This is a genomic window from Photobacterium swingsii (assembly GCF_024346715.1).
GTDB classification, from domain to species: Bacteria; Pseudomonadota; Gammaproteobacteria; order Enterobacterales; family Vibrionaceae; genus Photobacterium; species Photobacterium swingsii.
Genome location: NZ_AP024853.1, coordinates 1,259,176 through 1,275,097 on the forward strand (window position 1 = coordinate 1,259,176; position 15,922 = coordinate 1,275,097).

The 15,922-nt window shown below is 43.9% G+C and carries 10 protein-coding genes; 6 read left to right on the plus strand and 4 right to left on the minus strand.

Features of this window, described 5'->3' with window-relative positions; translation table 11 throughout:
* Positions 1–146 precede the first annotated feature (146 nt).
* The 3 genes from OCU77_RS22855 to OCU77_RS22865 all read right to left on the minus strand — a co-directional run bounded on the left by OCU77_RS22855 (position 147) and on the right by OCU77_RS22865 (position 5,186).
* Positions 147–845: an aldehyde dehydrogenase family protein gene (locus OCU77_RS22855; protein ID WP_048897379.1), complete on the minus strand. Its 699-nt coding sequence runs from the start codon at positions 843–845 to the stop codon at positions 147–149.
* 36 nt (positions 846–881) lie between these two features.
* Entirely contained in the window at positions 882–4,022 is a 3,141-nt protein-coding gene (putA, locus tag OCU77_RS22860; protein ID WP_048897378.1) for a bifunctional proline dehydrogenase/L-glutamate gamma-semialdehyde dehydrogenase PutA, read from the minus strand.
* 396 nt (positions 4,023–4,418) lie between these two features.
* Positions 4,419–5,186, minus strand: coding sequence for an AraC family transcriptional regulator (locus OCU77_RS22865; protein ID WP_048897646.1), 768 nt, complete (start codon positions 5,184–5,186; stop codon positions 4,419–4,421).
* 762 nt (positions 5,187–5,948) lie between these two features.
* Here OCU77_RS22865 and OCU77_RS22870 point away from each other — a divergent pair.
* From OCU77_RS22870 to OCU77_RS22880, 3 genes are all read left to right on the plus strand, one after another.
* Positions 5,949–6,902 carry an AEC family transporter gene (locus OCU77_RS22870; protein ID WP_048897377.1) on the plus strand — a complete coding sequence of 318 codons (954 nt, stop codon included), beginning with the start codon at positions 5,949–5,951 and terminating at the stop codon, positions 6,900–6,902.
* Positions 6,903–6,991: 89 nt separating this feature from the next.
* Positions 6,992–8,182 carry a putative manganese transporter gene (locus tag OCU77_RS22875; RefSeq protein ID WP_048897376.1) on the plus strand — a complete coding sequence of 397 codons (1,191 nt, stop codon included), beginning with the start codon at positions 6,992–6,994 and terminating at the stop codon, positions 8,180–8,182.
* Positions 8,183–8,748: 566 nt separating this feature from the next.
* On the plus strand, positions 8,749–9,426 hold the full coding sequence (locus tag OCU77_RS22880; RefSeq protein WP_048897645.1) for a helix-turn-helix transcriptional regulator: 678 nt from the start codon (positions 8,749–8,751) through the stop codon (positions 9,424–9,426).
* A 165-nt stretch (positions 9,427–9,591) separates the two neighbouring features.
* Here OCU77_RS22880 and pdxH read toward each other — a convergent pair whose 3' ends face one another.
* Complete coding sequence (gene pdxH, locus OCU77_RS22885; RefSeq protein WP_107302553.1) at positions 9,592–10,236, minus strand: pyridoxamine 5'-phosphate oxidase; 645 nt, start codon at positions 10,234–10,236, stop codon at positions 9,592–9,594.
* Between the two features lie 241 nt (positions 10,237–10,477).
* Between pdxH and OCU77_RS22890 the strand changes: the two genes are divergently transcribed.
* From OCU77_RS22890 to OCU77_RS22900, 3 genes are all read left to right on the plus strand, one after another.
* The gene (locus OCU77_RS22890; RefSeq protein WP_239685814.1) at positions 10,478–12,295 is read left to right on the plus strand and encodes a sensor histidine kinase; all 1,818 of its coding nucleotides are present in this window, start codon (positions 10,478–10,480) and stop codon (positions 12,293–12,295) included.
* Complete coding sequence (locus tag OCU77_RS22895; protein WP_048897374.1) at positions 12,292–13,644, plus strand: sigma-54-dependent transcriptional regulator; 1,353 nt, start codon at positions 12,292–12,294, stop codon at positions 13,642–13,644. Before OCU77_RS22890 ends, OCU77_RS22895 begins: the two co-directional genes overlap by 4 nt.
* Before the next feature lie 216 nt (positions 13,645–13,860).
* Positions 13,861–15,804: an EAL domain-containing protein gene (locus tag OCU77_RS22900; protein WP_048897373.1), complete on the plus strand. Its 1,944-nt coding sequence runs from the start codon at positions 13,861–13,863 to the stop codon at positions 15,802–15,804.
* The last annotated feature ends 118 nt before the right edge of the window (positions 15,805–15,922 follow it).

Sequence of the window (15,922 nt, forward strand, 5' to 3'; positions counted from 1 at the left end):
CATAGCTGGGACTTTGGTTATAACCTTTGATGCTTTTCATCAATAGGTATCTTGCAACCCACGTGTCACTGCCATTCATCCGTTTCATACGCCATGGTTAATAACACCAAAACGGTCATAAATTGCAGGGCACGTGAAAGTGGTTGTTAGTGTTCTTCCCCGCTGCCAAGCTCCAACAAGGTGGCATTCCCGCCGACAGCAGTGATATTAATGGTACGAGTGCGTTCAGTAATAAAACGCATGGAATAAGTTGGGCTACCAATTACAGGCAACTGCGTACAATCGGTTTCAGCAATCAACTGCGCCAATAAACCATTACGTTCCGCTAATTGACGAGCCAAACACTGAGCCGTACTTGCCTGTCCAGCAAAAGTAATACCTGCAACCTCGGTATTCGCCACCAGTGCTGTTAACTGTTCATGCTCGGCACTTTGCACAACATTCAGTGGACATCCTGCGAGTGTCAGCTGATTAATGACATTGCCAGCTTGTAAGCTCGCATTAATGGGTAGGCATAAAATGACACTGTTACCATTCACTAATGCAGCTGAAAGTTGCCCGATAATGGCCACCTCAGTCGCATCCTCATCGCCAGTGACGACCAAGGTGCCGCGACCTGCGCTATAAAGCTCATTGGTTTCCCCCGTAGGGCCTGGCATTAGTAAGGTTTCGCCAACATGCTCTTGTGCATTCAAGCATTGAAAGGCAACCATTTTCTGGCTGTTTTCATTAAGGCTGTTTGCCCATGTCGTCAAAATACGCGTGCGTTGCTCGTAGCCAAGTGCATTCCAGTTTTCCCACGCGGCTGCGCTATTGTTTACCAACGTTTGAATTTGATTCTTCATTTCTATGTCCTTGATCGGTTATTGGCTTGACACGTATTACACGGCGTAAACATCTTGTGTGAAACGATACAAGTAGTGTGGTCCACCGGCTTTAGGACCTGTACCTGATAACCCCTGTCCACCAAACGGTTGTACGCCAACCACAGCACCAACTTGATCACGGTTGATATAACAGTTACCCACACGCATACGTTGTTCTATGTAGCTATACGTGCGCTCATTACGACTGTGTACACCCAGCGTTAAGCCAAATCCTGTATGGTTTATTTGATCAATGACTTGGTCGAGTTTGCCTGCTTCAAATCGCACCACGTGCAAAATCGGTCCAAAGTTTTCGTTTTCTAATACATCAATATTGCTTATTTCAAAGGCGGTCGGCGCAACGAAATCCCCAAACTGACAAGCATCTGGTAACTCTGCTTGAGCAATTAATGTCGCGCGGTTTTTCAATGATTGGATATGGGTAACAAGCTTATTGCGCGCCGTTTTGTCAATCACAGGACCAACATCCGTGCTGTGCAACTCAGGACGACCCACTGACAATTCCGCCATCGCGCCTTTGATCAAGCCAACAATGCGATCGGCGATATCTTGTTGAACAAAGAGTACGCGCAGAGCTGAACAACGCTGACCTGCAGAGGCAAACGCTGAGCGAACCACATCACGCACCACTTGCTCTGGCAGTGCCGTACTATCGACGATCATGGCATTTTGTCCGCCAGTCTCAGCCACAAACGGAACAGGCTCACAATCACGGGCAACTAAAGTGCGGTTAATACGCTGTGCTGTTTCTGTCGAGCCTGTAAAAGCCACACCAGCGATACGAATATCCGACGTTAATGCCGTCCCCACTTCGGCGCCTGTACCTGGTAGTAATTGAATCACTCCGCTAGGAACCCCGGCTTCAAGCATCATTTCGATAGCTCTAAACGCAATGATCGATGTTTGCTCAGCAGGTTTTGCCACCACAGTATTACCCGCGACTAATGCCGCAGAGACTTGGCCTAAGAAAATCGCCAGTGGGAAGTTCCATGGGCTGATACAGGCAAACACACCACGGCCTTGGTAAGTCAGCTGTTTCGTTGATCCATCATAGGCTTCGATAACATGAGGTTGCGCAAATTCAGTGGCCGCTTGATGGGCATAAAAACGGCAGAAATCAACCGCTTCACGAATTTCATCAATGCCATCTTGAATCGTCTTACCAGCTTCACGGTGGCAAAGTGCAATCAGTTCACCCGTGTTAGCTTCTAGTAAGTCAGCTAAACGATCTAAACAAGCAGCACGCTCTGCGACAGGTGTTTGTGACCATGCCGGGTAGGCATTCGATGCAAGATCAATCGCTTCAATCACCAAATCGCGCGACGCAAAACTCACTTCACCCACAGATTCACGGCGATCATAAGGTGCTGTGATCGCTTGCGTCTCACTGATTCTTAATTCACTCGTGGCGGGAGCACCCATTACGCGCTCACCGTTAACAAGTGGGCCCGCTTGCCATTGGGTCTCAGCAAACGCATCAATCGACGCTTTAAATGGGGTCCATTCCGATTCAATATCGATATTGATCCCTGCTGAGTTTTGACGAGACTCACCAAAAATTGCAGGCGGTAACGCAATCAAACCATTGTGTAAACTAGGGCGTGATTGAAGAATATCGACAGGGTGTTCAGTCAAGGTCTCAATCGGGCAATCAGCATCAACAAGACGGTGGACAAAAGAACTGTTAGCCCCGTTTTCAAGTAAACGACGCACTAAATACGGCAGTAGATCTTTATGACTCCCTACTGGGGCATAAATGCGAACATTGGTTTGGTACATGTCCATCGCATGGTTATAAAGTGCATCCCCCATGCCATGCAGACGTTGAAATTCAAAATCTTTATGTGCAGCCATGGCAACAATAGCAGAGACAGTATGGGCATTATGACTTGCAAACTGCGGGTAAATCAGGCCACGAAGGTGAGGTGCCAGCAGTAAACGCGCACAAGCAAGGTATGAAGTATCCGTTCCTTCTTTGCGCGTAAAGACAGGGTAACCAGCATACCCACTTTGCTGTGACATCTTCAGTTCGCTATCCCAGTACGCCCCTTTCACTAAGCGCAATGGGATCACGTCACCTTGCTGCTTACTTAGCGCGGCTAACCAAGCAAGGACAGGAAGTGCGCGCTTAGAATAAGACTGCACAACCAAACCAAAACGTCCCCACCCCTTCACGTCGTCAGAACGGTACAGCTTTTCAAACAGTTTCAACGATAGCTCTAGGCGATCTGCTTCTTCAGCATCAATCGTGATACCGACATTCAATTCACGCGCACGGGCTAATAGCGAGAGTACTGATTGATACATCTCGCTGAGTACGCGTTCTTCATTCGCAACATCGTAGCGCGGGTGCAACGCCGACAATTTAATCGATACCGTAGGATCAGGAGATTTAGAATTACGATAGCTGTCTCGGCCCACCGCCTCGATCGCCATGATGTAGTCTTTGTAATATTTATGAGCATCTTGTTGAGTAAGCGCCGCCTCACCCAACATATCAAAGGAGTATGTAAAGCCCAGATCGCGTTTGTCTTTTCCGTTCTTCATTGCTTCGGTAATGCTGCGGCCCAATACAAATTGGTGTCCCATGATCTTCATTGCCTGATTCATGGCTTGACGGATCACAGGCTCAGACATTTTATTAACGAGGCGATTGATCGCATGACTTGGCTGACCATCAGCCTTCGCATCCATAGTGACCACTTTTCCCGTTAGCATTAGTCCCCATGTGGACGCATTCACAAACAAGGACTCTGAATTTTTCAGGTGAGACTTCCAATCCGCTACGCTGAGTTTGTCACGAATAAGTGCATCCGCCGTTGCTGCATCTGGAATACGCATGAGCGCTTCAGCCAAACACATCAATAAAATGCCTTCTTTTGTATCTAGGCTGTATTCAAGCAGCAAAGCATCAATCATTTGTACCGCAGTTTTGTCTGCACGTACTCGTTCAATAAGCTCAGCAGCACTATCTGTAGTCTGTTTACGTTCTTGCTCAGATGGCTCAGCCATAGGAAGTAATTGGGCTAACCACTGCGATTCATCCACTGAATATAATGGAGAAATTAACTGCCACAGCTCTGATAACGGCTTATCAATAAAAGATGGCTGAAGTGCATCTGCCGCATTAAACATAATCATTCCCTCAATAATGGTTCTTGATATAACCACAATAAATGTTACACCAGTGTTACTATTGAGGGATCATATTTTCAGCCACTCACTTAGTCTTGCTATATTCTCCGATATTTTTTAGAAAAAGTCCGTTTTTTAACAAAATCAGACACAGAACAGCAGCTTTTTATGCTGTTTTTTAATAAATAACTCTTAAAACGCTCACTTGCACAGCGTACAAAATGAAAATAAACCAGTCCTTGGTAGTAAAATGCCGTATAAGCATGAATATAAAGAGGGGAAAAACTAGGTATGCAGAAGGTGTATATAAAAAGAAGGGCGTCTACTTCCAGTCCCTTTAATTAATCAGCAAAAATGGTTTGCTAATGAATGAGGGCGGTTATAAGTGGGTACAACTCACAGTGCCTTACGGTATTTAGCTGGTGGCATACCGTAACAACGAGAAAATGCTTGAGTAAAACTACTCTGGCTACCAAAGCCACACGACTGAGCAACCTGCGCCAAGCTCAAGCTGGATTCAGTGAGTAGCTGTTTGGCCAAATCGAGCCTTTTTTGCAAAACATAGTGATGAGGTGTCATACCCGTTTGCGCTTTAAACAACAAATGGAATTGACTTTCGCCAAGGTAAACCAAACCAGCAAGCTGCATAACAGATATTTTCCGTGTGATATGCTGAAGGATATACTGATCAACAATATCCATATTCAAACGCGGTAAATGGCGGTCTGATGCAACAGGCTTAAAGTGACGCTGTAACACACACATCAAAGTATCTGTACAAGCTCTACTTAGTAATAAATCATCAGGGCTTGCCATCATTTCAGCCGTCAGCGCTTTGATCAGCGTTTGAACTTGCGTATCAAGATGGAAATAACTTGACTGCGTAAATAAGCGTTCGACTCTTTCAGTCGCATACTCATGCGGCGCGACGACTTCAGGCACATTCAGTACTAAAATTTCATTTTTACCCAACCCAGAAAAAGCGTGTTCTGAGTCAGCACTCACTAAGCAGCCTTGACCTGGACCGACCAAATTGCCATAGCCTTCAATATCAAATTCAGTCTGACCAGACAATCCAATCACGACTTGGTTGTAGCCATGATTATGATGCGCCATTTGTTCTGGCAACATGACAATTTCAGAGGGTTTATATTTTTCAGCCATAATATTCAGGTCATTCATCTAATTGGCTTTGTTGAGGAAGCAAAGATTACTACATAATGCAGCAAAAGCGAAAAAGCAGTGCCGAGTGCAACGAACTCTGCTGCATTGTTACACTCACAGCCAGTATCACGGCCTAATTGCCCCCCCTGACTGATATTACCCTGTATATCTCTCTATTAATAATGGAACAATGATCAAGAGAAGCCAATGTTACGGGAAGTGTTATTTCAATTTTAACAAGTCTCGATTCTGCCTTGATAACATAGGGATTCACGAAGTTTACGCTTATCATGGCTTTTATCGTTCCACAGTCCTCAATCACAGCCAATCAACAACAAGCAATTAAAAATCAACTACTTATCATAATTACAGCCTTGATCATCGTTCCTTATATTTAGTCATGCCTCCAAAGCTAGCTATTCGAAGATCTAAATACATTTACACCAGCTTGATCATCTTTCCTAAAAGCACAGGGATCAACATCAAGATCTCACTTGATCATAGTTCCAGTCGAATCTACACCTTCCGTTAACTGGTCGCTCTTGATCATCGTTCTGTTGATTTTAAAGGGCTGCAAAGCCACTAAGCTGAGTTACACCTTTAATATTCTGATAATTGTTCCACTTCAGTCCTTGGCATAGAACTCAGGAGATCGAAATAAGATCACCAACACTCCTGCTATGGCCCATATATTTATCAATAAGTCATACATTTGCTCTTACATTCTGTGGTACAACAACCAAGAAGGCGCAAGGAGTGACCATGTACGCATTTATCGATCAGCTATTATTTTCTATTTCAGTAACCGGCCCTATTTTTATCATGCTAGCGCTCGGGGTGATCCTAAAATCAAAAGGCTTAATCGATGAAAAGTTTACCGAAAGCGGCTCACGCCTAGTCTTCAATGTCACCCTTCCAGCTTTACTTTTCCTCAGTGTAGTCAAAGCCGATCTACAACAAGCCGGTCACTTTCAAATGGTTACTTTTGCGCTGATTGGCAACTTGATGTTATTTGGGTTATTCGAACTATTAAGCGGAACGATGATCAAGAAGCGATCCGATATTGGGGTCGTAGTACAAGGATCGTTTCGTGCCAATACTGGCATTATCGGCCTTGCTTATGCTGCAAATGCGTATGGTGAAGCGGGGTTAGTGATCGGTTCATTATATGTGGCTGCTATTACAGTACTTTATAATATTTTGGCGGTGATCACGCTCACTCGCCATTCTGAAACCAATACCCAGTTAAACCTTCGTCAGCTATTGCGATCCATTATCCGCAACCCCCTTATTATTAGTATTGTCGTAGCAATACCTATCTCTTACTTGCACATAGAATTACCCGCAATTCTACTGCAATCGGGGCGCTACTTTGCCGATATGACTTTACCTCTCGCTCTATTGTGCACAGGTGCCAGTTTGGATTTCAGACAGCTCAAGCAAGAATCAACCAGTGCTAATGTGGCAAGTATAGGACGGTTAGTAATAGCGCCAGCCATTTTAACAAGCACAGGATATCTGCTTGGTTTCAGAGATATCGAACTAGGGATTATATTTTTAATGTCTGCAGCGCCAACGGCGGCGGCAAGCTATGTCATGGCACACTCTATGGGAGCAAATGCCAAATTAGCAGCGAATATCATTGCCTTGACAACCATAGCATCCACCTTTACTTGCAGTCTTGGGATCACATTACTTAATGTGTGGACAAAATAACAGCAAAAACCAATTGATAATGATTCTCAGTTACAGTTTAATAGACTCAACGAAATTAATGCCACAACTGGCGCAGTGGAGTCTTCTTAATGGCATCTTTACAAAAAGCATTATATAACCAGCTTCAAATACATCATTGGCGTATCGCAAACAAACGCCTGATCCTCCCAGTGATCTTATTTGCATTACTCGCTGTTCCATCAACGCGCGCGCTCACCGTTACTGTGCTGTCAGATGCTTTTTGGCAAGTTGCCGCTTATGTTGCAGCCACATTAACCCTGTACCATATCATCGCCAGCAAGATGAACCAGCAGAGCAAACTAAAATCACTGCTCGATAGTCATTCACGCTATCAAGTTGTTTTTGCTGCACTAATGGGGGCTCTCCCTGGCTGCGGTGGTGCTATTGTTGTGATCACGCAATATGTCCGCGGCCAGCTTAGCTTCGGCGCTGTTGTTGCAGTGTTAACCGCAACCATGGGTGATGCGGCTTTTTTACTGTTAGCAGCCGAGCCTAGTACAGGGCTGTTAATGATGGCTATCGGTTGTGCTGTTGGCCTTATATCTGGCTGGATTGTGGATGCAACCCATGGCAGTAATTTCATGCGACCTGAGGTTAAGCAAGAACACACATCTGTGTGCTGCCAGCAATCAACAATCACTTCGCCAACGGTTTTAAAACTTCAAGGACAATTTTGGAAATGGGTGCTAGCACCTGCCATAGTGATCGCAATCATGGGATCACTCCAAATCGATATCGATCAGACCTTTATGCTCAGTGAAGGATCCATTGACATTATTGGTACCATTGCCGTTATCATGGCTTTACTACTGTGGGCGACATCGCGTGACATCACTGATTATGAATCTGCGGTTTCAGAAGATCCTAAACTCGCCTCTAGCCACATGTATCAACGAATAGCTCAGGACACTAACTTTGTTACAAGCTGGGTAATTGGTGCATTTTTAATTTTTGAACTCACCATTTTTTGGACTGGGGTCGATCTGCAAGGATTGTTCTCTAACTGGGCGCTACTTATTCCCTTGATGGGCGTGATGATAGGTCTACTTCCTGGCTGTGGGCCGCAGATCATCGTCACCAGCCTCTACCTGTCTGGGGCGATCCCAATGTCAGCACAGATAGGCAATGCAATTAGTAATGATGGTGACGCTCTCTTCCCTGCTATTGCCCTTGCTCCAAAAGCGGCACTTATCGCGACACTCTACTCAACACTACCCGCGATCATTGCCGCGTACGGTTACTTTTTCCTCTTTGAGTAAGCCAATTAATCGTCAGCTTAAGTTTTATTTATTTTAAGACGCCTTTATGTATATTAAAGGCGTTTTTTTATTTCGGTGATAAACCGTAAATTGGCGATAAAAAGCACAACTTCCTACCCTTTTATAGATCCAGATCACACAACAACACCAACCCACAAAGTGTCTTTAATGTCAATAGGTGAATTCCCCCCTATCTGTACTGCGTACGGTTCGTTATATTTCATCCTGTAGGCAGCAACGTGGATATGCGTTGTTACTTACTGCATTCTTTTAGGATGCTCTCCAATAGAGTACATATCAGTATAAACCCTCATACTGATCTATATGAGCTTCATTGGATACCTCTTCTACACGTCGTACCGGATTGTGCTCTTCGGAGTCAAACTCTTGTCTTTGCCGGCCTCATAGGCCGGCTTTTTTTTAATTTATTTACAATTTTGTCTAAAAATCCGTCATGGTAGCCTTGTATCATTTACGAAAGTGATTAAACTCACAGTTGATCTATGACTAATAGCCCGATCTAGGCATGCCGCGTGACAGATAAATTAAATCCATCCCTACTTAATATGTTCAGTCAGCTTCCCGGTTGTTGGGGCTGTAAAGATAATGACTCTATTTTTGTATTTGCGAATCAAGAATATGGCAATATTATTGGCGTAGACCACCATTTAGATTGTATTGGCAGAACTGACTTTGATATGCCAAGCCCTACCGCTGAATGTGCAGAATCTTTTATTATTCAAGACCAACAAGTTATAGATTCTGGAAAAAGAATGAAAATCCTTGATATTCACCCTTATTCAGATGGTAACTGGCGAGCTCATTTATTTACGAAAACCCCATGGAAAGATGATGATCAAAATATTATTGGTACTATCTTTTCGGGCATAGAATTAAAAGATACGGCAATTTTAGAAGTCGGCCATTGGATTTGCCGTGCTGCAGGGTTAAGTAAGGAAAGTCAGGCCTCGTTTAGCCTAGACTTGAGCCATCATCATATAACATTAAACACACGAGAGTCTGAAGTGTTGTTTTTACTGCTGTATGGCAAAAAACCGCAATATATTTCTCGTGTGCTCAATGTTTCAGTAAAAACAGTTGAAAACTATGTATTAAAGCTTCGAGAGAAGTTTAATGCCAACTCTAAAAATGAGCTGATTGATTTAGCACTCGATAATGGTTTCGGATCACATATTCCAGAAAGTATGCTGAATAGGCAACTCTCTGTTATTTTAAAAGAGTAATTCCCACTTATTTTGTAATGTTTTTCTTTGCGTGGAATTTATAATAAAGCAAAACTTATTACATATTTTCAAAATATTGTAAGTCTCTTTTATATATACTCATAGCCACTGCTTGTATATAAACAGGTTGAATAAAAAAAAGCGCCCAATAGGCGCTTTTTTTATTTAAGGTGCTAATCGCTCAATATCCCATGAGCTATTATCATCCTCGCTTTGCGAGAATAAAAAGCGATCATGCAGGCGATGCTCACCGCCCTGCCAAAACTCAACAGAAGTCAATTTGACTCGATAGCCTCCCCAAAACGTAGGGACAGGTACTTCGCCTTGTGAAAACTTCTGCTTTAATTCCATATATTTGCCTTCTAAGGCCTGTCTAGCAGTCAGACGACTACTTTGCTTGCTTGCCCATGCCGCTATTTGGCTTTCCTTTGGACGAGAAGAAAAATATTTCATCACTTCAAAGGCTGACAACTTTTCGGCAATCCCCGTCACATGAACTTGGCGTTCAATACCGTGCCAAGGGAAATGTAAACTGATTTTCGCATTATCCGCCAAATGCAGTGCCTTGCGGCTACCAAGGTTGGTATAGAAAATAAAGCCATCATCATCAAAGTGCTTTAGCAGAACGATACGCTGAAAGGGTTGCCCCTCTTTATCAACGGTAGCAACTGTCATTGCCGTAGGATCCGTCAACTTGGCATCAATCGCCTGATCAAGCCACTTACGAAATAGAGGAACAGGTGACGTAGGTAAATCGTTACGGCGTAACCCACCTCGGGTGTATTCTCGACGAATATCAGACAAATCCATTGTTATCTCCATTGATTAACTGGATACCTAGTGATTACTACAATCACACTAACTGGCGGTTATAATACGATAATTCCCCTCGCAAATGATCAATTAATCCCAGCCAGACAAAAATTTACTCCCTCACTAATGATTAGGGTAGGAAACTTTGCAAGAGCAGTCACACCTTATGCACCGCTGATGTGGTATTCACAGTTTGATTGGTATCATTTCCGCATACGATCTTGCAGGAATGTTCACAGTGAACAGAAAGAATACCCTTGTTGCCTTAACCCTGATGGGGGCTTTGCTATGTGGCCTCGTCAGTGCCATTACTTATCAGCAAGTCAAACAGCACCTTTCTGAAAAAATCATCAATGATGTTAATCAGCTCGGTGAAAAATTAGATGCGCAATTATCACGCTACAGCCAGCTCCCCAAAGTGCTGGCAAGCGATCCACGGCTGCTCGACGCCTTAGTCACTGACGAAACGAGTGCGAGTGCTATTAATCACCAATACCAACAAACAAGTTTATTACTTGAGTCCTGGGCTGACACGCTACGGGCTGACACCCTGTACTTGATCAACCGCCAAGGTGATACCCTTGCTGCCAGTAACTGGCAATCTGAAACCAGCTTCGTTGGTCAAAACTATGGTTATCGTCCGTACTTTACGCACGCACTGGCTGGCAATATAGGGCAATATTTCGCACTCGGTGCGAGTTCAGATAAGCGCGGCTATTACTTTTCAGCCCCTGTATACAAACAAAATGAAATTATAGGCGTACTCGCACTCAAGGTTGATCTCTCTGTCATTGAAGACATATGGGATTACGATCAAGTGGATTACGCCATCGCTGACCAACATGGCATTGTTTTTTACAGTTCGGAAGATGCTTGGCTTTACCACTCCCTTATCGCCTTGCCTGAATCGCTTCGCCAAAAAGTGATTACGTCGCGCCAATATGGTAATGCCAAACTAGATACCATTAGTAAGCACTCACTTCTTAAGGATTTCCAACAACAAGATATCACCGAAATCCAACTGCCTGGTAGCAATATCTCGGCTAAAATGCTGACAACCTATCGGGAAATGGACAAAGTAGGTTGGGCTATATATGGGTTTTCACCAATCAACGCTGCTTATCAATATGTTTTCCAAGCCGTATTTATCTTTAGTGTGTTTTACTTAATGCTGTGTTTGGCGATCGTTTCTTGGCTACAAACCAGTTTTGCGCAGAAGCAGCTTGCCCTGCTCAATGACAAGCTCGAACAACTAGTTATTGAACGCACGCGAAACCTAATGGAGACTAACCAAGAGTTGCGCGACACTATCCATCAATACGAACTGTCACAAGCTGAACTGAAACAAGCCCATAGCGAATTGGTACAAGCTGCAAAACTCGCCATGCTCGGCGAATTGTCAGCCAGTATTAACCACGAAATTAACCAGCCTTTAGCAGCAATGCGTACTTACGCCGAAAACTCTCGTAAATTGCTCGCTAAAGAACGCTATGATGCAGTAGCAAACAATATTGAGGAAATCATCAGCCTCAATAAAATGATCGCTGACATTATTGCTCGCTTCAAAGTTTTTGCCCGTAAAACCACCGAGAATAATACCCGTACTGCCGTAGCCGATTCGATTCGATCGGCCACCAGTTTATTACGCAATAAGCTGATTAAACACGGCGTGATATTACGCGTTGAAGAGCTCCCCCCACACCTTGTCGTTAACATAGATGCGGTGCAATTTGAGCAGGTACTCATCAACTTGCTTCACAATGCCATCCAAGCACTGGAACACGCACACCCACCACAGATCGGGGTGCACTTTGCCGCCGAAGACAATAACGTCGCGATTCATATTTGGGATAATGGTCCGGGGCTAGATGACGAACAAAAATACAAAATCTTCAATCCTTTTTACACCTCGAAGCCTGATGGCTTAGGGCTAGGATTGACCATTTCACGACGAATTATCGATGCTTTTTCTGGCACATTAACAGTCAAAGATCACAGTGGCGGAGGGTGTGAGTTTATTATCACATTGCCACGTAGTACCGAGGATGGACTATGAGTAAGAAAGTCATATTTATTGATGATGAAAAATCGATTCGTGATGCTTTGGGTCAGACACTTGAAATAGAAGACTATGACGTTAGCTTATTCGCGAGTGCGAAACCCGTCTTAGCTGAATTAAATAACCATTTTGATGGTGTGATCATTTCAGACATCAACATGCCTGAAATTGATGGGATCACCTTTCTAAAGCGTGCATTAGCTATCGATCCTGAATTATCGATTATTTTACTAACTGGCCATGGTGATATCTCTATGGCTGTCGAAGCGATGCGCCTTGGCGCTTATGATTTTCTTGAGAAACCATTCTCAACAGATAATCTGCTGGATGTCGTTAAACGTGCTGGCGATAAGCGTGAGTTGATTTTAGAAAACCGAGAGTTACGACGTGAGCTTGAAGCACAAAGCGGCCCTGGCCCTCGAATTTTAGGAAATAACCCCAAGATAAAACAGCTTCGCCGCATCTTAACCCACATAAAAGACACCCCTGCCGATGTCATGATCCATGGTGAAACAGGCACAGGGAAAGAATTAGTGGCTCGCTTTTTACATGACCACAGTATTCGCCATGATAAACCTTTTGTCGCCATCAATTGTGGTGCTATTCCCGAGACCATGATCGAAAGCGAATTATTTGGTTTTGAGTCAGGCGCCTTCACTGGAGCCCAAAAGAAACGCGTGGGTAAAATTGCTCACGCCAACGGCGGCACACTGTTTCTTGATGAAATAGAGTCAATGCCAATGGCGTTACAAATAAAAATGCTGCGCGTGCTTGAAGAGCGAAAAGTAGAACCTCTTGGAACCAACCAATGTGTCGACCTTGATGTACGTATTATTGCGGCAACCAAAGAAAACCTAAAAATTAAGAGTGATAAGGGCGAGTTTAGGGATGATCTGTATTACCGCCTGAATGTTGTCTCAGTCGAGATCCCACCATTGCGCGAGCGAAAAGATGACATCCCGATGTTATTTCAGAACTTCGTTCGCTCAGCATCAACCCGTTACAGCATTGAACCCACTGCCATTACATTAGATCAACAACAAAAGTTGCTTGAACATGATTGGCCGGGCAATGTTCGTGAGTTAAGGAATTTAGCCGAAAGATTGGTTCTGATGGGGGATGCTTCGGGCTTTAATGATGGTGAGAACATTCATTCAGATCAAACCTTATTAAGCCTGAGTGAGCGTGTTAATCAGTTTGAATTTACCCTGCTATGTGATGCGCTTAAGCGCCATAACGGCCGTTTAAAAGAAGCACAAGAAGAATTAGGACTTGCTCGTAAGACCCTGTATGACAAGATGAAAAAGCACAATATCGATAAGGATGACTTTAAAACAACGCATTAGCACCAATGCCTTATCTCTAGCTCACATTTCACTTCATTTCGCCACCGTGACTATCACCTGTTAAATGGTGTAAACACGGTGGCGTTTTCAGAATCCACCTCTACCCACCTCGCAAATTAGTACTCCTAGGCCAAGCCTCTATCTGCTTAATGGCGTTGCTCTGATAGATTTTTGTTTACGTCTATCTTTACTCAACTTCTCGGTCAGGCGCGTGCTATGACACTATTTAAGAATTTATTTCGCATCACCATAATCACAGGTCTATCTTTGGTTATCTTGATGTCTGTAACACGTTTCCTCGCCTTACAAAATGGGACAAAGCATGCCCAGCAGCAGCATATCAAACATGCCCTTTCTCAGGACTTTTCACTGCTGCCTCGCCAGCATTACGATACAAGCCTTGTCGCGCTTTCTGCCTTTTTAACCATGCAGCTACACCCTTATGATTACCAAACTATTGTCATTGCACCGACCAACACACAACAGCAATCTTTAACAATCTCGACATCGCAAACAAAATCAACCGCCCCTGCTTGGTTTATAGCAATCTTTGGCGATGACAGTTATTCGCAAACTCATAGCATCAACTTAGCCACAGACACTGTGGTCGTGACCATATCGAATAATGAGAAATGGCTATCAGACAAATTATGGCTCTACACTAAACAGCTTTTTATCGAAGCGAGTGCCATATTTACTGGCTATACCCTTGTGATTTTTTTCTTACTACGACTGGCTTTCGCGCCTTTTCAACGCTTAGTCGTACATGCTCAGCAACTCGAGAAAAATCATCAAGCTAACCCACCATCCCGTACACGCTATCAAGATCTCAACCAGCTCCATGCAAGCTACAGCTCTCTCGCGCATCAACTTGAGAGTCATTTTCGCATTCAAGCAAAAGAAGCCGCTCATTTACGAGAGAAGGCTTACCGAGATCCTATCTCACAGCTTGGTAATAGAGAGTATTTTTTAAATCAATTAGATGCTTGGCTAACAAAAGAAGAGCAAGGGGGTTTAATCCTGATTCAAGCCAGAGTGATTAACCATAGTTATCGCTACAAAAATTATCAACAGGGTGACCACCTGATCAGAGAAATAGCACAGGCGCTAAACCAAACAATCACTCACAGTAACAGCACGCTAGGTCGCATATCGAAAACAGAGTTCGCTGTATTGTTACCGCAAATACAACAAGAGAAATTGCACGCTTTGGCAGAACGGATTCTGGGGGCGCTCATGCCTTTAACTAAGCCTTTTAATACACCGCTTGGTATCACGATTGGATTAGCGATTTCAGAGAATACGGCGTCTGCTAGCCAGCTATTAGCGCAATTAGACAATGCAGTCATAGCAGCAGCGCAATCGCCTGCCAAGCCTATCGCTCAATCTGAGGGTGAAGGCAGCATTCATAATAAAGGCAAACAATATTGGAAAGAGCTAGTGCTTTCAGCAATACGCAATCAGCAGATCCATTTCCATTATCAACCCGTATTAATGCAAAACAACCAGGTCTATCACCAAGAAGTTTTTAGTACTATCCAGCGCCATGATGACCTTATCACTGCAAACCAGTTTGTTGGTGCTTTAGACGAACTCAGCCAAGGGGCACAATTTGATAAACATGTAATTACGGCTTGTGTAAAACAACTGCAAGCAGACCGCCAGCTTCCGCCACTGGCCATCAACCTAACGCGGAGCAGCGTGCAAGATCCCGCGTTTCACCGCTGGCTACATGAATTGCTTCCCTACCACCCGCTTATCTGTAAACGTTTATTTTTTGAGATCCAAGAAGGATGTTTTATCGAAGGAACGGATATGACGCAGCTGCTCTGTCAGTTACTCAAGCGGTTTGATGTTCGCTTTGGCATCGATAACTTTGGCCGCCATTTTAAGTCACTTGAATATCTGAATGATTTCAAACCCGCTTACGTAAAAATCGATTTTGCTTTTACGATGCAATTAAATAATCCTGCACAATCAGCAGTGCTGACTTCTATTTCGCGGACAGCACACAGTCTGGGCATCGAAACGATCGCAACACGAGTCGAAACTGAAACGCAGCTAGAGCGATTGTCCGAACTTTTCGTGAGTGGTTTTCAAGGATTTATTATCGAGCGCCAAGTAACTCGGGCTAAAAATTTGGCTCAGCACCATGATTAAGAATCACATTTACAGTGTAAAGCGAAGAGGCATGTTATGAAGAGCAGAAAGAAAGGGCATTTATTTACAGTGTAAATTTCGTTGAACCAACAATCCAAAACCCGCTAACGAGCTATTT

Bases quoted from the DNA above. Each gene is read 5' to 3' on its own strand.
- OCU77_RS22855 (WP_048897379.1), bottom strand. From the start codon at position 845: ATGAAGAATCAAATTCAAACGTTGGTAAACAATAGCGCAGCCGCGTGG.
- putA (WP_048897378.1), bottom strand. From the start codon at position 4,022: ATGTTTAATGCGGCAGATGCACTTCAGCCATCTTTTATTGATAAGCCG.
- OCU77_RS22865 (WP_048897646.1), bottom strand. From the start codon at position 5,186: ATGGCTGAAAAATATAAACCCTCTGAAATTGTCATGTTGCCAGAACAA.
- OCU77_RS22870 (WP_048897377.1), top strand. From the start codon at position 5,949: ATGTACGCATTTATCGATCAGCTATTATTTTCTATTTCAGTAACCGGC.
- OCU77_RS22875 (WP_048897376.1), top strand. From the start codon at position 6,992: ATGGCATCTTTACAAAAAGCATTATATAACCAGCTTCAAATACATCAT.
- OCU77_RS22880 (WP_048897645.1), top strand. From the start codon at position 8,749: ATGTTCAGTCAGCTTCCCGGTTGTTGGGGCTGTAAAGATAATGACTCT.
- pdxH (WP_107302553.1), bottom strand. From the start codon at position 10,236: ATGGATTTGTCTGATATTCGTCGAGAATACACCCGAGGTGGGTTACGC.
- OCU77_RS22895 (WP_048897374.1), top strand. From the start codon at position 12,292: ATGAGTAAGAAAGTCATATTTATTGATGATGAAAAATCGATTCGTGAT.
- OCU77_RS22900 (WP_048897373.1), top strand. From the start codon at position 13,861: ATGACACTATTTAAGAATTTATTTCGCATCACCATAATCACAGGTCTA.